Raw genomic sequence first — 19,671 nt, forward strand, 5'->3', positions numbered from 1 at the left:
AGACCCCAGAATATCGACTTCTGGGAGATGCAAGCCAGCTCAGACTGCCCATATGCCTTGGTGCTGCGGGCTTTCAGGGATTTTGCAGGGCCGACTAAATAGCGCGCCGTGCACGAAGAGTATAGAAACGCATAGCGGAACTACACCGCACCAGCAGGCCAACTTGTAATAGAGCGGAAGTGCTTTGTAGCGCTCGCCCTTTTCCGGGCAGCGATTGAACTCTCTTTTGTTTAGCAGCGCGACGAGCGCTAAGGCTACGGCATACGTTAGTAGGATCCATCCCAGTCTCATAACCTCTCCCTGAGCCCTAACGACTGAGTTAAGCCGACCCGTGGCGGGGCGGCGACTGGGTGCTAGCGTAGCGGAAAAGCACCCAGGCGTTGCCCCGATGCGGGTTCGGCTTGAACGAATTGTTAGGCCGCAGACTATGTGGCAGTGAGAGCCGGGTCATACCAGACATCCGTCTGCTCGGGCGCAAGCAAAACGCGCCAGCCTGGAGCAAGTGCAAGGTATGGAACCAACTTTGGTGCGTGCTCCACAATGTGATGCACATGCAGCGGCTGGAAAAAGTCTGGATCCTCCGAATAGTCGCCGCCCCAGATGTACCAGCCGCATGTCCCATGCTCTGGTGGGTGTCGAAGAGCATTGAGAGGCAGTTGCGAGAGCGTGGAGAGTGCGACTCCCAAACGATCGACCTCAGCGGGTGGCTGATAGAGCGATCCGAACTGTTTGCATGTGTCCGATTGCGACGCCTGCTTCATGCGGCCTAACACCTGAGTTAAGCCGACCCGCGAAGCGGGTTCGGCTTGAACGAATTGTTAGGTGATGACACGGATGCCATACGAGAGAGAAGAACAAGAAATAATCCAAGCACGATCATGAAGGCTCCTGAGGCGAACAAAACCCAGAATGTATTGCTTAGAACGTCGATCAAAGCGAGTCCAGCGCTATGAGAATCCTTGGCGATATAAGCCTTGTCTCCGGTGAGCGTACTCACAACCTGCGCCGAGTGGCGACGGAGAGGCGACCCCATGTGTTGTGAAGCATCCCAAGCGTAGAAGATCCAGACCCAGCTGAACAATCCAGCCGCGATCGAAGCTATACCGAGGATCAGGCTTGCGGAACTAGCAGGGGCTGATTTCATCACCTAACGCCTGAGTTAAGCCGGCCCGCCCTGGCCGACTGTCAGATCAAAGCCGTAACGATGCGGGCTCGGCTTGAACGAATTGTTAGGCACCGGACAAGGCCTCTCAAAGAGAAGTATCCCAAAGTACAAAGCTATCTGTCTCAGGGGACCGCAAAGGGAGTAACGGCTTTGGGTCAACGCACCAGCGGCGAAATACGATTAGGAGCTGCCGAACGGTGTCCGCACTCACCGGATGCGCCAGCTCCAAGTCCAAGGTGGTGCCTCTGCCGCGAATGTCCTTGTACTCAGGTAGCGAGTACAGCCACCCAAAGAACTGACCCTCGTCCTCAGATGCAAAGAATGTTGGACCTTTGAAGGAGATGATCACGGGGCCTAACGCTTGAATTAAGCCGCGCCGCGAAGCGGCGTCGGCTTGAATGAGTTGTTAGGGCTCATGCGGCGAGCGATGAAGCCCCAGGCCAGCCAAGTGAGCAGAACTAAAAATGTTGGCAGGACCCAGCCGAAGAGTGCTGCAAATGCATGGGCGGCTCCATTGATCCCGGAAACGTCTTTGGCCGTGATCGCTTGGGCCGCAATGGCGTACGCAAAATTGAATGACCAGCCTGTTGCCACTGCGGCAATAGCGGCGAACAAGCAACGCAAGTGGGAACGCGGACGAAAGAGCAGGAACACAATGACGGGCAGTGCCAAAGCGGTAAGCCACAGAACGGAGATGGCAAAACGTTCCATGGGGCCTAACGCCTGAAATAAGCCGACTTGCGAAGCAAGTTCGGCTTGATTGAATTGTTAGGCGCCATGCTGCAGATCTTCAAGGCTCAACTCAAGTGCCTGGGAGAAGTGTCCTGAAAATTCAGGAAGCCGGACGGCCACGAGCTCGGCCATGAGAGATGATAGTACTGAACCACCAGGAGTAGCCACGCGACAATACTGGCCCGTGGGCTCATGCCAGTCATAGGCGAAAAGGCCGGCAGCCGCATAACTTGCCCAGACTTGCGGCGAGCCCCACCCAGTCACCGGAATAAGATCATTAGCACTGCCGTGGAGCTCCAATGCCTCCAGGACGCAGTCCGGAACAGCTCCGTTACCCGCCGTGGCAAATAGTGCTAGTGCTCCCGACGAGTCCCGGGCAAACCAATCGAACTCTTGCCCTTGAACTACGGAGATGTTGGTCATGGTGCCTAACGCCTGAATTAAGCCGGCCCGCAGCAGGGCGGCGACTGAGTGCAAATATAGCCGAAGGCATGCACTTAGGCGCCGCCCTGATGTGGGCTCGGCTTGAATGAATTGTTAGGCGCCTGCACGTAACCGAATCCGCTATCCCGAACCGCCGAAGCCTAGTTGCTACACGTTGTGCCTGGGGTACCAAACGCCTTTTACTACAATGGGCCCGACGTTTGGAGCGATATGATCCTGATCTAGTTCGGCAAAGGTCACCCCTGGAATAACGCTCGTTACCTCCTCGCCAGCGTAGGGATAACCGTATCCCCTGAGCAGCTGCACAGCCTCACCTTGTGACGTGGCAGTTACGCCATATCCAAGACCGCGATTCGTGTTGAACCAGAAAGGAATAAGCATTTAGCGCCTAACACCGGAGTTAACCGGACCCGCCATGGGTCCGTCCCGAAGCCAATCATAGCCGGTTCTCTGGCGAAGACGCGGCCCTGAGGCGGGTTCCGGTTGAACGACTAGTTATGCGGCAGCGGTCCGGATGCGTGCGATGCGGAGCGTCCGCTTCCGTGATGCCGGCTACCTGGAACCCCTCCGCCGAAGCGCCCGGCAAAAGCGGCTGACCGGAGCACCGCAAGCCCCGGCTTGTGGCGCGCCGGTTGCGCCGCTTTTGTAGCAGGTGGTCAACGTCGCTGGCAATCGGAAAGCGGCGCGCAGTCATGTCGGACTTTGCCCACGTCACAGGGAGCTGATTCCGCTCTGCCGTATAACGCCTGAGTTAAGCCGGCCCGAAGCGGGGCGGCGACTGCGTGCTAGCGTAGCGTAGGCACGCAGGCGCTGCCACGATTTTGGCTCGGCTTGAACGAATTGTTAGGCGCGCTACGGCTCGCCAACCAGTGTGATCTGGCTTTCATTGCTGAGGACGACACGTAAGGCTGCGTCGAGGCGGGAAAGCTCTGGACCAGTGTCTATTCTTTTGAGCAGCCGAGACAAGAACGGAACCTCGGCGGCGGGGAAGCAGTGCCAAGTCACGGACTCTTTAGATGGCAACGGGTCGTCTGGCTTGGCATCGAAATCCTCGATGCTCCCGCATGCGACAAATAGTCTGTGCGATTCACAGTTGCACTCAACGCACCAACCCCAGTCCTCCGGGAAGACATCTGCAACGGCGTAGCCATGCCGTTCCAATTGAGGTTTCAGCCAATGGGCGAGTTGACGCCCATAGATACGCGGATTGACCTCCTCATCCTCGCCAGGTTCGATCTCAAACAATGTTGATTTGAACCAGTATCCAGGAAGTGTCATAAGCGCCTAACGCCTGAATTAAGCCGACCCGCGAAGCGGGTTCGGCTTGAATGAATTGTTAGCCCGCACGCGACGCACAATCGTCACCGGGCTCAGTGCAGACGAACTCAACATTTGCCATGCCGCGGATCGTTGGAACGGCAACAAACGAAATTGGCGTGGGGAGCGTTGTCTCTTGCACCCCAATCCATGTGTCACCCTCCCAGATGGAGATTGCCTCAAGTTGATCACTCTGGGAGTGGTAGCTGGCAGAGCCAATGATGTTGCTGCCCTTGACCATGAGGGTAATGACCGGCTCAGTCATTGCCTCAGAGACGTCCGATGTATCAAGAACAGGGCATTGCCAAGTCTCATCGTCAGCCTCTCCCTCTAACCCAGCCTCCCAGACCCAGAGCCAAATGGGATGCGTCTGCACGTCTTGTGCAGAGATCTCATCGAGTGGTTTTGGGGTTCCTACCTTGAACGCCATGAAGGCTCCTATGCGGGCTAACGCCTGAATTAAGCCGACCCGCGAAGCGGGTTCGGCTTGAATGAATTGTTAGAGCGCGCCAGCATGAACTGCAAGCCCTAGGAAGAAGATGATGCCGCCAACTAAACCAGCCAGAACAGACCCACGTGTTAGCTTCTTGGTGGGATGTTGGTAATAGTAGATGGGGACCGTGATCAAAGCCCAACCTAGTGCGCAAATTACGAGCCCAGGCTTCTCAGAAAGGATGCCGGAAGCTAGGAAAACGCCGGCGAATAAAGCGCTAGACGCGACCATCAAGCTGGCCGTTAGCCAGTGAACTGCATTTAAGAATCTTGATGTGGCGGGTTGTGTCATAGCGCTCTAACGCCTGAATTAAGCCGAGCCGCGAAGCGGCTTCGGCTTGAATGAATTGTTAGGTGTCACTAGTCCATGAAGACCGTGTGCACCTCGGCGATCAACTTGCTGTTACGGAACAGCCCGATGATATCGACACCTCCGGGCCCTCGGCGCGGAACGCACCAGACATTGCGCAACTCATCACCGGGCTCCATGATTTTTATCATCTCTATCCAATCGATGCGTTGATCAATTTGTGGAGCCCCGACCAACTCAGCACCCTTTACTGCCTCGTATAGCGTAAGCGGTACAGAAACCGCGCACTTAGGAAAGCCGAAGCGCGATATGAATTCTTGTTTGCTGATTTTTGAGGAAGTGTCAATCTTCGGGCCAAGAGTGTCGTGCGCACAGGCGGATAAGAGCCATATCAGCATGAATGCTTTTGTCAGATGGCTTGAAACTTTCATGTGACACCTAACGCCTGAATTAAGCCGGCTCGCAGCAGGGCGGCGACTGAGTGCAAATATAGCCGAAGGCGCGCACTTAGGCGCCGCCCTGATGTGGGCTCGGCTTGAATGAATTGTTAGGCCGCAACATCAGGCCCAATTTCCGATTCGTAAACCTCGGCGCCCCATCGATACTTTCCATCTCGCCCTACACAGTACACAAGGCATCCGGGCTCGCCGTCAGGAAAGGTGAAACCCTGGTCCAGCTCGACGACGTCACCGACTTGAGGCGTGCTCCCATCGTACGAACTGAATCGCGACGGGGGAATCTCTGCGATTAGCGGGGCCCTCTTCATCGCCTACCTCTGCAACGGTGCGACATCTGACCGCAGTACGGCCTAACGCCTGAGTTAAGCCGACCCGTAGCGGGGCGGCGGATAGGTGCTAGCGTAGCGTAAAAGCACCTAGGCGGTGCCCCGATACGGGTTCGGCTTGAACGAACTGTTAGGCTGCGCGCCGGCCAGCTTGCGGACCAGATACCTCACGGCAAACGCAACCACCTCAAGGACGATATACCAGATGCCGATGCCTGCTACGTAGATCCAGCCACTTGCCCGATTGGGGCCGCAGTGCTCACCAATGAGGCAGCTAAATATGCGCACAACCAAGTGCCCCTGTGCGACCAGAAGGGCTGTGGCTACAAGCGCAAAGAACACAATTGCGAGCTTGGCAAGAATTGAGACGTGCCAGTAGCCGACAATCTGCCGCATGACCAGAAAGGACCGTATCGGAATCAGTGAGATGCCCGCCAGTCCAACGAAACCAAGGGCATAGAAAGCAAACTGCAGAAGCGTGTCCATAGCAGCCTAACGCCTGAATTAAGCCGACTTGCGAAGCAAGTTCGGCTTGAATGAGTTGTTAGCGGGCATGCGCGCGCCAATGGAGCCCGTGCTGTCCGGATTTATGTCGGCCCACCCAGGTGGCCGCGGATGAGAACGGTACGTCGCCGTCGCAGCGATAAAAGTCGAACACGCGCTCGAGTGAGTCACGAGGTGGCCACCAGCTACGAGAGAACCGAGGCGAGGTCATTTGCGAGTACTTGACGGGCTGGCAATCATCAGGGACTTCCCAGCTCTCGGCGGGATCGTACTTGAAGGCCAGCATGCTCTCATTTGTGTCGATGTCATGCATCTCTTGGATGGCCGTTGCGCTGGAGGGAATCCACGCGGGGATCCAGCCCTTATCAACCGCCCCGGCACGTTTAGCTTCTGCGAAGGACGAGTAGGAGGATTCTGGCCGCTCCCAGAAGCATGACGACACGGCCACAGTGAGTAGCAGTACAAGTGGAAGTCGCCGTGGAAAATGCTTCATGCCCGCTAACGCCTGAATTAAGCCGAGCCGCGAAGCGGCTTCGGCTTGAATGAATTGTTAGGCCCCGCAGCCAATAGATGTGCAGACCATGTGCTGTTACAAGTTGAGTAGATGAATATGGTTGCGCAAAGGATCAGAAAAGTCGCACGTGGCAAGGGACTCATACAGAGCCACAGCCATTTCGCTGCGGTCGGGGTCTAGGTCCCGCTGGTGTGGCTCAACGATATCTCGGAATCGCCGGACGGAAATGTTGGACTCTTTTGTGTAGGTGTACTGGTCGTACGAGATGTTCCAGAGGAGGGCGCTAATAACTTTTCTGATGCCGATATGGTTGGTGTGAGCAAACGTGAATGACCAAAGATCTCCGTTTGAGTCAATCACATGGCAAGTCTTGTTGTTAAGCATGTTGTGACGGGTCTGCATGACGGCATTTAAGAAGACCCCGTCAAACTCCGTCAGTACTGCAAGATTATGCTGTCGAACTTCAACTATCGGAGTTTTCATCGCGGGCCTAACACCTGAATTAAGCCGAGCCGCGAAGCGGCTTCGGCTTGAATGAATTGTTAGGCTTGGCGCCCTTATCGATGCAGACGCTCACGCCAGTTACGCTTCTCGATAGCGCGGACGTTTGGTTGCGCACTAAGGTTCTCCAAGTAATGGGGGAGATGTGCCAGCTCGTCATCTGATGGGTCGCCGGTGAACTCTTGTACTAAAACGAGATTGCCGTAGTTCCTGGCGTATTTGCTGGGAGTGTCATCTATGCCAATTATCTGCTCGAGCTTGAACCCGAGCTTCTTGAGTTTGGCCAGGCGCTTCTGGGTCGAATGGGCACCTGTCTCCCAATCTCTGGCCAAGCTGCACCGCATAGAAGACCACACGAACTCTATTGAACGGTTTGGCATCAACTGTGCGACCAGCGGCTCTGCATAAAGCCTCCCAGATGATGTCCATACCCCGACTTTGAACCTAGAGAAGGCAAATTCTAGAAATGAGTCGAGGTGTGGGCGCTTGTACACGTGATAGCCGACGACGCTCAGGTCAGCGGGGCGATCTAGCTGCCGCTCAGTCGAAAAGACGAGAGTCTCATCGAGGTCAAGTACCAGCAGCTTTTGATCCTGAGTAATCATGAGCCTTCTTGCCAAGCCTAACGCCTGAATTAAGCCGGCCCGCTACGAGACGGCTGAAGTTTGCCGAGACCGCGAGGCGGGCTCGGCTTGAATGAATTGTTAGGCCCTACAACTGATCGCGTAACGACCATAAGATCAGTCCAAACGTTAGGGTCAGGGTAGCCAACAGCCAAACAACAAGAGCTGGAATAAAGGTGACTACGATCTTGAATCGATTGTTATAAAAATCCGCCTCCGAATATTTGCCTTTGGCAATACTGGCTCGCATATCGCGCCATAGGTAGCCCGTCAATGCCAGCGCCGATATCCAAAGGATGGCTATCGACCCGGAGGAAACATCAAACCCATTTGACTCATACAGCGCTAGGAGAATTACAGCGAAAGGGAGAGAGATCATCCCACAAACGATCAGGAATCGAGTCCAGCCAAGACTAAAGGTTCCAATCATCAAAGATCTCTCAAGGGCCTAACGCCTGAGTTAAGCCGGCCCGCCCTGGTCAGCTGTCAGATCAAAGCCGTAACGATGCGGGCTCGGCTTGAACGAATGGTTAGGCGGCACGAGAGACACTGTATGCCGCCCCGCAGTGAATGCAAACAAATTGCTGGCGCTTGACCACGCCAAGAACTACACCGGCCCAGCCATCCATAGCCGAAGTCCGAGCCTGCGGATGAACAGGAGCAAATCCTTGGATAGTCGGATGCTTTGAACACTCAGGGCATCTGTGTGCAAAGGCAAGTAGCAAATGGGCAGTTACCGAGAGCAGGAACAACGCGCCTGCCACAGAAAGTAGTGGCAGAAGTGGCAAGCCGACCAAAACTAGAACAAGAAGGATGGCTACCAAGCCCAGGCTCGCCCACGCGGCCACGACCGAGTAGGCATCAAATCTAATGACTTTGGATTGTGGGTACTCGCGCATAACCTTCCATGCCGCCTAACACCGGAGTTAACCGGACCCGCCATGGGTCCGTCCCGAAGCCAATCATAGCCGGTTCTCTGGCGAAGACGCGGCCCTGAGGCGGGTTCCGGTTGAACGACTAGTTATGCGGCAGCGGTCCGGATGCGTGCGGTGCGGAGCGTCCGCTTCCGTGATGCCGGCTACCTGGAACCCCTCCGCCGAAGCGCCCGGCAAAAGCGGCTGACCGGAGCACCGCAAGCCCCGGCTTGTGGCGCGCCGGTTGCGCCGCTTTTGTAGCAGGTGGTCAACGTCGCTGGCAATCGGAAAGCGGCGCGCAGTCATGTCGGACTTTGCCCACGTCACAGGGAGCTGATTCCGCTCTGCCGTATAACAACTATTCGACCCCTCAAATGGGGCGTTGCGCGGAGTATGGGGTAGTTTTCGGACAAATCCAATCAGAAGATTCCTACCTGTAAACAAGGGGTTAGGCGATAGGCGCGTGGTCGGAGAAAAGGCAAGCTCCATGCGTTATCGGACTGAAGTGGGGGCGTATGAAATACGCAGGTACCAAGGGGGTGTATCGGGTACGGGCAGCGGGGTGGTGTGGCATGCGTAGGGCCCGGCCTACGACGCGGTTTTGGGCGTTGGCGGTCCTCAAGCTGCCCGGCTCAACGTGGTCAGCAGGCCTTTGGCCGCGCTGAAGCGGTCGGGCGCTTCGGGTAGCGGCAGTTTGATGCGCAGTTTGTCCGGGCCGTCCATCGAGTACAGCCGGGGCTGTTTCTGAATCAGCTGGATGACGGCCATCGGGTCGATGTTGGGCTTGGCGTCGAAGGCGATACGGCCGCCGTTCTCGCCCAGTTCTAGCTTGCGGATGCCCAGGTCGGTGGCGGCGAGTTTGAGTTCGGCAATGGCGAACAGATACTTGGCCGGGTCCGGCAGCAGGCCGAAGCGGTCGATCATCTCGACCTGCAGGTCGCGCAGCTCATCGGCGTCGCGGGCGCTGCTGATGCGCTTGTACAGGGTCAGGCGGGTATGCACGTCGGGCAGGTAATCGTCGGGAATCAGCGACGGCACATGCAGTTCGACTTCGGCGCCGCGGTGCTCGTGCCCGGCATCCACGTCCGGCAGCTTGCCTTGTTTGATGCTGCGTACCGCGCGTTCCAGCAGTTCGGTGTACAGGCTGAAGCCGATCTCGGCCATCTGTCCGCTCTGGTCTTCGCCCAGCAGCTCGCCGGCGCCGCGGATTTCCAGGTCGTGGGTGGCAAGGGTGAAGCCGGCGCCCAGTTCGTCCATCGAGGCGATGGCATCCAGCCGGCGCTGCGCGTCGGCGGTGATGCCGCGCTTGTCCGGCACCACCAGGTACGCGTACGAGCGGTGGTGCGAACGGCCGACGCGGCCGCGCAACTGGTGCAGCTGGGCCAGGCCGAACTTGTCGGCGCGGTTCATGATGATGGTGTTGGCGTTGGGAATATCGATGCCCGATTCGATAATCGTCGTGCACAGCAGCACGTTGAAGCGCTGCTTCTGGAAATCCAGCATCACCTGTTCCAGCTCGCGCTCGGGCATCTGCCCGTGCACCACGCCGATGCGCGCTTCCGGTACCAGTTCCTGCAGTTCGCGTTGCATGCGGCCGATGCTTTCGACGTCGTTGTGCAGGAAATAGGCCTGGCCGCCGCGCGCCAGTTCGCGCTGGAAGGCCTCGCGCAGCATCGCGCCATCCCATGGCGTGACGAAGGTCTGCACCGCCATGCGGTTGGCCGGCGGCGTGGCGATGATGGAGAGGTCGCGCAGGCCAGCCATGGCCATGTTGAGCGTGCGCGGGATGGGCGTGGCGGTCAGGGTCAGCAGGTGCACATTGGCGCGCAGCGCCTTCAGCGCTTCCTTCTGGCGCACGCCGAAGCGCTGTTCCTCGTCCACAATGACCAGGCCCAGATCCTTGAACTTGACGTCCGGCTGCAGCAGGCGGTGCGTACCGACGATGACGTCGATCTTGCCTTCGGCCAGTTTTTCAAGCTCGGCCTTGATTTCCTTGGTGGTCTTGAAGCGCGACAGCACTTCCACCTTCAACGGCCAGTCGGCGAAGCGGTCGCGGAAATTGCGGTAGTGCTGTTCGGCCAGCAGCGTGGTCGGCACCAGTACTGCGACCTGCTTGCCGGCGCTGGCGGCGGCAAAGGCGGCGCGCACCGCGACTTCGGTCTTGCCGAAGCCCACGTCGCCGCAGACCACGCGGTCCATCGGCTGGCTGGAGGCCAGGTCGCGGATCACCGATTCGATGGCGTGGTGCTGGTCGGGGGTTTCCTCGAACGGGAAGCCGGCCGCGAACGGTTCGTACATGGCCCGGTCCAGATGCAGCGCCAGGCCGGCACGGGCCTGCCGGCGGGCCTGGATTTCCAGCAGTTCGGCGGCCACGTCGCGGACTTTTTCCGCTGCCTTTTTCTTGGCCTTGCTCCAGGCCTCGCCGCCCAGCGAGTGCAATGGCGCGGTTTCCACCGATGCGCCGGAATAGCGGCTGATCAGGTGCAACTGCGCCACCGGCACATACAGGCGGTCGCCCTTGGCGTATTCGATTTCCAGGAACTCGCCCGGCATGCCGCCGGCTTCCAGCACCACCAGGCCGCGGTAGCGGCCGACGCCGTGATCCTCGTGGACGATCGGCGCGCCTTCGCTCAGTTCGCCCAGGTCGCGGATGATCGCTTCGGGTTCGCGGCCGGTGCGCTTGCGCCGGTGCGCCTGGGTGGCGCGCTCGGGGAACAGCTGGCGTTCGGTCAGGACCGCAATCTGCGGCGCGTCAAGCGCAAAGCCGTCTTCAAGCGGGGCGACGGCGATGGCGAAACGGGCGTCCTGCTGCAGGAATTGCGGAAGACCACCAGTCGTCGGCGGTTGCAGATCCGCGGCCTGCAACACTTCCAGCAGCGCTTCGCGCCGGCCCGGGGAATCGGCGGCAATCAGCACGCGGCCGGGGTAGCTGGACAGGAACGACTTCAGCGCTTCGGCGGGCTGATGGTCCTTGGCCGCCAGCGGCAGCACCGGGACCGGTTGTTCGCCCAGCGGCCGCGCCTCGTCGCGGCGCGCGTGCTCGACCCCGCAAACCTCGATGCGCGCCAGTTGGTTGAGCCGTTCGCGCAGCTTGTCCGGCGGCAGGTAAAGCTCTTCCGGCGGCAGCAGCGGCCGTTCGATGTCGTGGCGGCGCTGCTCGTAGCGGTTCAGCGTCTGCGCCCAGAACGCTTCGGCAGCGTCGCTGGCGCCATCGCCCAGCACCGGCATCACCTTGTCGTCCAGGTAGTCGAACAGGGTGGCGGTCTGGTCGAAGAACAGCGGCAGGTAGTACTCGATGCCGGCAGGCACCAGGCCGGACTTCAGATCCTGGTACAGCGCGCTGCGCCGGGTGTCGACATCGAAGCGTTCGCGCAGCAGCCGGATCGCGCGTTCGGTCGCCGCGTCGTCCAGCGGCACTTCGCGGCCGGGCAGCATCTGCACCGCGTCGGTCTTTTCCAGCGAACGCTGGGTTTCCGGGTCGAAGGCGCGAATCGAGTCGATGCTGTCGTCCAGCAGTTCGATGCGCAAGGGCGAATCGGCACCCATCGGGTAGACGTCCAGCAGGCCGCCGCGCACGGCAAAGTCGCCCGGGTCCAGCACCTGCGGCACGTTGCGGTAGCTGGCCGATTCCAGCCGGAGTTTTTCGGCATCGAAGTCCAACTGCTGGCCGACCCGGTAGTCGAAGCTGCCGCCGGCGATATGGCGCAGCGGAGGCAGCCGTTGCATCAACGTCTGCACCGGCACTACCACGATGCCGTGCGTTAGCGTTGGCAGCGTATGCAGGGCGGCCAGGCGCTGGGAAATGATGTCCGGGTGCGGGCTGAACTGGTCGTAGGGCAGGGTTTCCCAATCCGGAAACGGCAGCACCGGCAGGTCGCCAGCAGGCCCCAGCAGCGTATGCAGATCCGCTTCCAACTGGTGCGCGTCATGGTTGTCGCGCGCGATGGCCAGCAACGGGCCGTCATGATTCTCGGCCGCACGGGCCAGGAACCACGCCAGCGCGGTGGGCGAGGTCGGCGCACGCCACCAGGCGCGGGTCTGGCCGCGCTTGGGCAGGGGAGGAATGGGGAATGCGGGGGGACGTGAGGTGGGTTTGGTCATCTGCGCACAAAACAACGGCAGCGCCGGGTGCGGTCGCACCCAGCGCAAGGGAGGCCAGTTTAACCGCTGCCGTCCGGCGGTGCGCCGCCGCTCACTCCGCGGTAAGCGGGTCGATGATGGTGTTTACTTCAGAAACCCGGTCGGCCGGAAATCCGCCCTGGCGGGCGTGTTCGCGGATCATCTCGGCGTTCGGTGCGATGTAGACGCAATACACCTTGTCGGCGGTGACGTAGCTGTGCTGCCACTGGATTTTCGGCCCCAGCGATTGCAATACATCGCAGGACTTCTGCGAGATGGCGTGAAGTTCCTGCGGCGACAGCTTGCCGGCGCCGGGGATGTCGCGTTCGATGACGTAGCGGGGCATGTCGGTCTCCTCATGTCAGGGGCGTGCTTCGAATACCAGGTTGAAAGGGGTTTGCGCGGCGCGGCGGAACTGGCTGAAACCGGCCTCTTCCATGACTGCCCGCAAGCGGACCTCGCCGGCCTGCGCGCCCAGCGCCGGTCCTTGGCGCGCCAGCGACACCGGCACGCAGATCTGCGAAGACGCGCCGTAGTACACGCGCCCCACCGGGTTGAGATTGTCTTCGACGCGGTCGCCGGCAAACGGTTCCACCAGCAGGCAGTGACCGTCGGCTTTCAACGCCTGCCGCGCGTGCCGCGCTGCGCCGGCCGGGTCGCCCATGTCGTGCAGGCAGTCGAAGAACGCGATCAGGTCGAAGTCGCTATCGTGGTAACCGGTCGCATCGGCCACCTCGAAGCGCGCATTGTCGGCGCCGACGCTGCGCGCGCGTTCGCCGGCGATGCGGATCGACTCGGGGTGATAGTCGTAGCCGACGAACTGCGACTGCGGGTAGGCCTGCGCCATCAGCACCGTGCTGGCGCCATGGCCGCAGCCCACGTCGGCCACCTTGGCTCCGCTGCTCAGCTTGGCGGCGGCGCCGTCCAGCGCCGGCAACCATTCGTTCAACAGATGCGCGTTGTAGCCGGCGCGGAAGAAGCGCTCGGTGCCGTGGAACAGGCACGGGTGGTGTTCGCCCCATTCCAGCCCTTCGCCGCTGCGGAAGTTGTCGACCGTACGGTCCAGCGCGTGGAACACCGCCTCGATGATGTAGTAGGCGCCGGGCAGATCGACCGGCCCGCCCGGGTCGGCCAGGCACAGCGCCTGTTCTTCCTCCAGCCGGTAGCGGCCGCTGTCGGGCTCGTAGCTCAGGTAGCCGCCGGCGGCCTGGTTGGCCAGCCATTCGCGCACGTAGCGCTCGTGGGTGCCGGTGCGTGCGGCCAGTTCGGCCGACGTGGCAGGGCCTTGCGCCAAGGCCTTGTACAGGCCCAGCCGGTCGCCGGCCAGGATCAACGTGGCGCTGATTGCCGCGCCCAGGTCGCCGACCGCCTTGCCGAGAAAATCGTTGAGTTTCGCTTCGCTGATGCTCATGGGACCACTCCCGCGCCGAACAACGGCAGGGCCTGCCGCGGGCTCCCCACTAGGGGCAACGGGGGCCGGGGCACAGGCAGGACAAACGGGAAGCGACGGCGAATCCGCCGGCGGTGCGGGCATTCAATCCGGCCGGACACCCAGACGGAGAATCGAGGGGCTCAGCCCCAAGCGGGCCAGGCCGTTCTGTCAGGGATTGAGATCCAGCACCACCCGCACCAGGCCGGGGGTATCGAGTTCGCGTACGCGGTTGAAGCCCAGCGACTGCGCCAGCTGCAGCATCGGCAGGTTGCTGTCCAGCACGTCGCCGTACAGCCGGTCCAGCTTCTTGGACTTGGCCCATTTGACCAGTTTGCGCATCAGGTGCCGGCCCAGGCCCTGTCCGGCGATGAAATGGCTGACCAGGATGGCGAACTCGGCATCGCGGCTGCGTCCGACGACCGCCGCGCGCGCCACCGCGCCAACCAGCGCTTCGCCGGGCGGCAGCGGCTCGGTGGCCACCAGCGCAAATTCGTTCTGCGGGTCCGGCTGACTCAGCCGCTGCGCCATTTCCGGGGTCAGTTCCTTGAGCGCGTACAGGAAACGCTGGCGGATTTCGTCCGGCCCCAGCAGGCTGAAGGCGCCGCGGATGGGACCGGCATCCTCCGGGCGAATCGGACGGATCAGCAGCTCGCGTCCGCTGGGAAGGCGGAACTGCTCGTGCCAGGGAGGAAGTCGCTTGTGGCCGGTCATGATGGCTGGATCATCCCACGTCTGCAGTGAATGGTTGCTCTAGGGCGTGTCGTCGATTCCCGAGCGGCCTGCCCGGGAAGCGACGACACGTTCTGGACCGATAGGGAAAGTCACGGTGTTTTCCAGCGGTTGCCAGGTGGTTGCGCATGGCCGACCCGAGCGACGACGGGCGCACCGGCCGGCGGCGGCGACCCGGGCACAATGCATCCGCCCCCAAAGTTAATGGCTCCGCCTAGAATTACCGCCGGACGAAGAGGATATTCCCATGGCAGGTGGCGGTGATTCTACGCGCGCGATTTTCTTTGCGCTGGGAGCGAATCTGGCGATTGCCGCCGCCAAGGGCGTGGCGGCCTTTGTAACCGGTTCCGGCGCGATGCTGGCCGAAACCGTCCATTCGCTGGCCGACTGCGGCAACCAGTTGCTGTTGCTGCTGGGCCTGCGCCAGGCGCGGCGGCCGGCCTCGTCGGAATATCCGCTGGGTTATGGCCGCGCCATTTACTTCTGGTCGTTTCTGGTGGCGGTGATGCTGTTCAGCATCGTCGGAATGTTCTCGCTGTACGAGGGCGTACACAAGCTGCAGCGGCCCGAGCCGCTGCGGCAATGGGGCTGGGCGGTGGGCGTGCTGGCCTTCGCCATCGTGGCCGAAGGCATATCGATGCGCGCCTGCCTGCAGGAGGTAAACAAATCGCGCGGCGGCCGTTCGCTGTGGCGCTGGTTCCGCGACAGCCGGCAGGCCGAACTGGTGGTGATTTTCGGTGAGGATCTGGCCGCGCTGCTGGGCTTATTATTCGCGCTGTTGGCGGTGGTGCTGTCGGTGATCACCGGCAATCCGCTGTGGGATGCCATCGGCACCATGGCGATCGGTGCGCTGCTGATCGTCATTGCGGTATTGGTGGCCATCGAAATCAAGGCCATGCTGATTGGACAGAGCGTCGATCCGGTGCTGGAACAGCGATTGCTGGACTATCTGAAAGCGCGCGCCGAAATCGAAAAGCTGATCCATGTCATTACCTTGCAGCAGGGCAATGAGGTGGTGGTGTCGGTGCAGGCGGTCATGCGGCAGCGCGAGGATGTGCATGCGTTGCTGTTGGACATCAACCGGGTGGAAGACGAACTGAAGGCCGATTTTCCGGTGGTGCGCTGGACATTCTTCGAACCGGATCTGCCGCGCGCCCAGCAGGTGGGCAGGCAGGGCGCACCGGCCGCATGAGAACTCCCGCCGCCATCGCCTTGTCCGCCGCCATCGTCCTGGCCGGCCTGGCCGCGCTGGCCGGCTTATCGTTTGTCGGTTACCGGGCAATGCAGGGGCCGCTGAAAACAGAATCGCAGAAGAACCGTGGGGGCGACATGACAGAATCGGCGCAACGCGCATTGCAACCCCATCAGGCGGCGCTGGCGGCGACGGTCCGCGCCAAGCGGGAACTGATCCCGCAGCCCTGGGCTGGAGACGAACTGCTGGCCAGCAAACTGGGCGGCCGCGCGTACTGGCCGGCTGGACAGCCATTCCCCGCCACCGCCGACGGTACGCCGATGACGCTGCTGGCGCAGATCGATCTGGCCGAAGCCGCGATGCCCGGCTATCCGCAGCATGGTCTGCTGCAGTTCTTCATTTCCGCCGGCGATTTCTATGGCGCCGGCCTCGATGGGCCGATGGAGATGGAGGCGCTGGCCGAGCCGCACGGTTTTCGCGTGGTGTACTGGCCGCAGCCGTTGTCCGCCGACGCCGCTCCCGTGCCCGAGCCGCGGCCGGGCGACTTCCTGCCGTTCGACCCGACCAGGCCGCGACGGATCCTGTTCGCCGCCGGCGAAGAGACCATCGGCGCCAACGATGCCGGTTTCGAACAGGTGGCCGGCGCTTCGGTCGACGAGATTGCCACCCGCTATGCCAGCGCCAACGGCTTGCCGCAGGATGAGGTAAGCGATGCGCTGTACGAATCGCTGGAACGTTTTGGCCACAAGCTGGGCGGCCACCCGGACTTTACCCAGAGCGATCCGCGCGCACCGGGCGGGGGCTGGCTGCTGCTGCTGCAACTGGACAGCGACGATCAGATGATGTGGGGCGATTCGGGCGTGGCCAATTTCTTCATTCGCCAGCAGGATCTGGTGCGTGCGGATTTCAGCCGCGTGGCGTTTCATTGGGATTGCTACTAGCCGGCGCCATGACGCTTCAAGGCTGCACGGTCGCTCCAGGGCGCCGGCGTTGCAGCGCGTGTAGGAGCGAGGTCAGCCGAGTGGGTCCCGATAGCCGCTCGGTGCGCAAGGCGAACAATGCGCCGCCGCGCACGCGGATGGCGAACAGGCAAGCGGCATCGTTGGCGGGCCCGCAATCGCGATTGAGGTTGCTCCGGACAGGCTTGTACGAACCAGCCCGCTTCCGTATTCGGCTGTTGTGGGAGCGACGTGAGTCGCGACGGGCTCCCGGAAACACTCCATCGCGACTGGTCCGCTCCACAGGGCGCGGATGGATTATTCCTGTTTCAACCACTCCAGCCGGGTGGTGGCGCCGGCCTCGCCCAGCACGCGTTTGAGCATTGGCAGGGCGGGGGCCAACTCCTGGTCGAACTGCCAGGGCGGGTTGAGGATCAGCATGCCGCTGCCGTTGAGCCGCAGCGGCGAATCGTCCGGGCGTATCTGCAGTTCGGCCAGCAGCACGGACTTGGCCGGCAGCGCTGCCGCCTTGCGGAAGAAATGCATCAGGCTGCGGCGCAGCTTGATCGGGTACCAGACCGCGTAGATCGCATTGGGCCAGCGCGCCATCGCCTCGCGCAGGGTGGCGATGATTTGCGGGTATTCGGCGTCCTGTATCTCATACGGCGGGTCGATCAGCACCAGCCCGCGTGCGAACCGGGTTTCGCCAATCCTGGGCGGCAGCAACGCCTTGATGGCGGCGTAGCCATCGCGCGCATGCACGGCCACCCTGCCATCGTGGGCGAACAGTTCCTTCAGCGCCTGCGCTTCCTCCGGTTGCAGTTCGCAGGCGGCCAGGCGGTCCTGAATGCGTAATGCCTGCGCCACCAGCAGCGGCGAGCCGGGGTAGGCGACCAGTGCGCCGACCGGGTTGATGGCCTGGACGGCGCGCAGGTAGCGTTCCACCGCTTCCGGCGCTTTCGGCTCGCCCATCAGCTTGAGGATGCCGGCATCGGCTTCGGCGGTCTTGCGGCTTTCCGCTGCGCTCAGCAGGTAATGCCCGCGTCCGGCATGGGTGTCCAGCACGAAGAACGGCGAGTCCTTGCGTTTCAGCGCTTCAATCAGCGCCAACAGCGTGATGTGCTTGAGGACGTCGGCATGGTTGCCGGCATGGAAGGCGTGGCGGTAGTTCATGCGATCAGTCTACGCGGTCGGCGGCCCGGGGCTGCGCAGCTGACAGGCTGCGGCTTCATTCTTCAACCATTGCCTTACCCGCAACAATGCAGGATCCGCATCGCGAGCCGATGGCCACACCAGGTGCGAGTCGAACCCGCGCAGTACCGGGCCGGGCAATGCCTGCAGCGTTCCGTCGCGCAGTTCGTCGGCCACCAGGACGCGGTTGGCCAGCACCGCGCCTTGTCCGGCGATTGCCGCCTGGATGGCATGCGCCTCGTCGGAAAACTGCAGCAGACGGATTCCTTTGGGCATGGTCAGCCCGGCCTCGCGAAACCAGCGCGGCCAATCCGGCGTGCGCTCATCCTGCAGGCGCCAGTCGTAGGCCAGGATGGACGTATGCGCCAGTTGCGCGGACGTCAGCGGTCCCAGCCAGGGGCTTGCGACGGCGACGAACTCGTTGGACAGCAGATATTCCGCGCTCAGGCCGGGGTACTGGCCGCCGCCGTAGCGCACCGCCAGATCCGCACCGTGGTTGTGCAGGTCGGCCGGCTCGTCGGAAGCGTGCAGGTGCAGATCGATGTCCGCGCCGGTAGCCGCAAAGCCGGGCAGGCGCGGCACCAGCCAGCGCGCGGCGAATCCGCGGGTGACCGACAGCGTGACGATCGGCCGCGCATGCCCGGGGCGCAGGCTGTCCAGCGTCTGCGCGATGTCGTCCAGCGCGTTGCGCACCACCGGAAACAGCATTGCGCCCGCCCGCGTCAGCTGCACCGCACGCGACTGCCGCTTGAACAACGACACCCCCAGACGTTCCTCCAGCGCGCGGATCTGGTGGCTGACGGCGGTGGGTGTGATGGCCAGTTCGTCGGCAGCGCGCCGGAAGCTGAGGTGGCGCGCGGCAGCCTCGAACACCCGCAGCGAACCCAACGGCGGCAGCTGGCGCCTGGGACGAGCCTGATCTGGATGAGAAATTTTCATCTTATGGCAGAGAAATCATCGCTTTTGTTGGTTGGCGCGGCTTGAAATCATGTCGCCAACGGGGCTGGTTGTCCCGGTCTTTCAAATGATAGGTGAGATATGTTCAGGATTCTGCATCTGGATGCCAGCGCGCGCCCCGGCCGGTCCGGCCAACAGGCTCATGGCTCCCATACGCGCCGGCTCAGTGCGCGTTTCGTCGAACGCTGGCGCACGCTGCGGCCGGGCGACACGGTGACCTACCGGGACATCGGCGCGGCGCCCCCTTCCCCCGTCACTGGCGACTGGATCCGCGCCGCGTTCACGCCGCCGGCGCGGCGGGAACCCTGGATGCAGCAGGCGCTGGCCGAGAGCGACAGCCTGGTCGATGAGCTGGTAGCCAGCGATCTGATCGTCGCCGGGGTGCCCATGTACAACTTCGGGATGCCCGCGCAGTTCAAGGCCTACATCGACAACGTGGTCAGGGTCGGGCGTACGTTCGGGTTCGACCGCAAGCGCCCGGGCGAGCCTTACTGGCCCATGCTGGCGGGGCAGGGCAAGCGGCTGGTCATCCTCAGCGCGCGCGGTGATTTCGGCTATGCGCCGGGACAGCGGCTGGTGCACATGAACCACGTCGAAAACGGCGTCGCCACGCCATTGCAGTACATTGGCATCGATTGCGCCGCCAGCGTGGCAGTGGAGTACGACGAGTTCGGCGATGAGCGCCTGGCGCAATCGTTGCGGCAAGCCGAAGCCGAAGTGGACCGCTGGGTGGACGTGCTGGCCGGGGATGCGGGCGCAGCAACGGCGTGCGGCTAGCGCGTGTCGTCAATTCCCGAGCAGGCCGCGCCGCGG

20 protein-coding genes are annotated in these 19,671 nt (G+C 61.8%); 3 read left to right on the plus strand and 17 right to left on the minus strand.

Features of this window, described 5'->3' with window-relative positions; genetic code table 11:
* Positions 1-425 precede the first annotated feature (425 nt).
* From CRO39_RS00005 to CRO39_RS00065, 15 genes are all read right to left on the minus strand, one after another.
* Positions 426-761 (minus strand): immunity protein Imm33 domain-containing protein, encoded by a 336-nt coding sequence (locus CRO39_RS00005; RefSeq protein ID WP_217991828.1) that lies wholly within the window; start codon positions 759-761, stop codon positions 426-428.
* A gap of 17 nt (positions 762-778) precedes the next feature.
* A complete protein-coding gene (locus CRO39_RS20310; RefSeq protein ID WP_141400656.1) occupies positions 779-1,144 on the minus strand; it encodes a hypothetical protein in 366 nt (121 codons plus the stop codon).
* Positions 1,145-1,531: 387 nt separating this feature from the next.
* Entirely contained in the window at positions 1,532-1,876 is a 345-nt protein-coding gene (locus tag CRO39_RS00010; protein ID WP_097119825.1) for a hypothetical protein, read from the minus strand.
* Between the two features lie 57 nt (positions 1,877-1,933).
* Positions 1,934-2,320 carry a hypothetical protein gene (locus tag CRO39_RS20315; protein WP_141400657.1) on the minus strand — a complete coding sequence of 129 codons (387 nt, stop codon included), beginning with the start codon at positions 2,318-2,320 and terminating at the stop codon, positions 1,934-1,936.
* 873 nt (positions 2,321-3,193) lie between these two features.
* The gene (locus CRO39_RS20320; RefSeq protein ID WP_141400658.1) at positions 3,194-3,619 is read right to left on the minus strand and encodes a hypothetical protein; all 426 of its coding nucleotides are present in this window, start codon (positions 3,617-3,619) and stop codon (positions 3,194-3,196) included.
* A 58-nt stretch (positions 3,620-3,677) separates the two neighbouring features.
* A complete protein-coding gene (locus tag CRO39_RS00015) occupies positions 3,678-4,088 on the minus strand; it encodes a hypothetical protein (protein ID WP_097119826.1) in 411 nt (136 codons plus the stop codon).
* Positions 4,089-4,510: 422 nt separating this feature from the next.
* On the minus strand, positions 4,511-4,891 hold the full coding sequence (locus CRO39_RS00020; RefSeq protein ID WP_141400659.1) for a hypothetical protein: 381 nt from the start codon (positions 4,889-4,891) through the stop codon (positions 4,511-4,513).
* 443 nt (positions 4,892-5,334) lie between these two features.
* On the minus strand, positions 5,335-5,730 hold the full coding sequence (locus CRO39_RS00025) for a hypothetical protein (protein ID WP_097119828.1): 396 nt from the start codon (positions 5,728-5,730) through the stop codon (positions 5,335-5,337).
* 58 nt (positions 5,731-5,788) lie between these two features.
* Positions 5,789-6,241, minus strand: a complete 453-nt coding sequence (locus tag CRO39_RS21470) for a YbbD-related protein (protein ID WP_484564489.1) — start codon at positions 6,239-6,241, stop codon at positions 5,789-5,791.
* Between the two features lie 578 nt (positions 6,242-6,819).
* Complete coding sequence (locus tag CRO39_RS00040) at positions 6,820-7,368, minus strand: HAD family hydrolase (protein WP_097119831.1); 549 nt, start codon at positions 7,366-7,368, stop codon at positions 6,820-6,822.
* Between the two features lie 106 nt (positions 7,369-7,474).
* Positions 7,475-7,816 carry a hypothetical protein gene (locus CRO39_RS00045; RefSeq protein WP_141400660.1) on the minus strand — a complete coding sequence of 114 codons (342 nt, stop codon included), beginning with the start codon at positions 7,814-7,816 and terminating at the stop codon, positions 7,475-7,477.
* Positions 7,817-8,918: 1,102 nt separating this feature from the next.
* Positions 8,919-12,401: a transcription-repair coupling factor gene (gene mfd / locus CRO39_RS00050; RefSeq protein ID WP_097119833.1), complete on the minus strand. Its 3,483-nt coding sequence runs from the start codon at positions 12,399-12,401 to the stop codon at positions 8,919-8,921.
* Positions 12,402-12,492: 91 nt separating this feature from the next.
* Positions 12,493-12,765 carry a DUF4242 domain-containing protein gene (locus CRO39_RS00055; RefSeq protein ID WP_097119834.1) on the minus strand — a complete coding sequence of 91 codons (273 nt, stop codon included), beginning with the start codon at positions 12,763-12,765 and terminating at the stop codon, positions 12,493-12,495.
* 15 nt (positions 12,766-12,780) lie between these two features.
* A complete protein-coding gene (locus CRO39_RS00060) occupies positions 12,781-13,830 on the minus strand; it encodes a class I SAM-dependent methyltransferase (RefSeq protein ID WP_097119835.1) in 1,050 nt (349 codons plus the stop codon).
* Between the two features lie 189 nt (positions 13,831-14,019).
* The gene (locus CRO39_RS00065) at positions 14,020-14,562 is read right to left on the minus strand and encodes a GNAT family N-acetyltransferase (protein ID WP_097119836.1); all 543 of its coding nucleotides are present in this window, start codon (positions 14,560-14,562) and stop codon (positions 14,020-14,022) included.
* 265 nt (positions 14,563-14,827) lie between these two features.
* On the opposite strand from CRO39_RS00065, the gene CRO39_RS00070 reads away from it, so the two are divergent.
* Together CRO39_RS00070 and CRO39_RS00075 are read left to right on the plus strand one after the other, a co-directional pair.
* Entirely contained in the window at positions 14,828-15,772 is a 945-nt protein-coding gene (locus CRO39_RS00070) for a cation diffusion facilitator family transporter (RefSeq protein ID WP_097119837.1), read from the plus strand.
* A complete protein-coding gene (locus CRO39_RS00075) occupies positions 15,769-16,713 on the plus strand; it encodes a YwqG family protein (RefSeq protein WP_097119838.1) in 945 nt (314 codons plus the stop codon). Before CRO39_RS00070 ends, CRO39_RS00075 begins: the two co-directional genes overlap by 4 nt.
* A 315-nt stretch (positions 16,714-17,028) precedes the next feature.
* On the opposite strand, the gene CRO39_RS00080 is transcribed toward CRO39_RS00075, so the two are convergent.
* Together CRO39_RS00080 and CRO39_RS00085 are read right to left on the minus strand one after the other, a co-directional pair.
* Entirely contained in the window at positions 17,029-17,883 is an 855-nt protein-coding gene (locus CRO39_RS00080; RefSeq protein WP_097119839.1) for a 23S rRNA (adenine(2030)-N(6))-methyltransferase RlmJ, read from the minus strand.
* A 9-nt stretch (positions 17,884-17,892) separates the two neighbouring features.
* A complete protein-coding gene (locus tag CRO39_RS00085; protein ID WP_097119840.1) occupies positions 17,893-18,840 on the minus strand; it encodes a LysR substrate-binding domain-containing protein in 948 nt (315 codons plus the stop codon).
* Positions 18,841-18,939: 99 nt separating this feature from the next.
* On the opposite strand from CRO39_RS00085, the gene CRO39_RS00090 reads away from it, so the two are divergent.
* Positions 18,940-19,635 (plus strand): FMN-dependent NADH-azoreductase, encoded by a 696-nt coding sequence (locus CRO39_RS00090; RefSeq protein ID WP_097119841.1) that lies wholly within the window; start codon positions 18,940-18,942, stop codon positions 19,633-19,635.
* Positions 19,636-19,671: the final 36 nt, after the last annotated feature.

The organism is Pseudoxanthomonas wuyuanensis, from assembly GCF_900215535.1.
In the GTDB taxonomy this organism is placed as follows: Bacteria; Pseudomonadota; Gammaproteobacteria; order Xanthomonadales; family Xanthomonadaceae; genus Pseudoxanthomonas_A; species Pseudoxanthomonas_A wuyuanensis.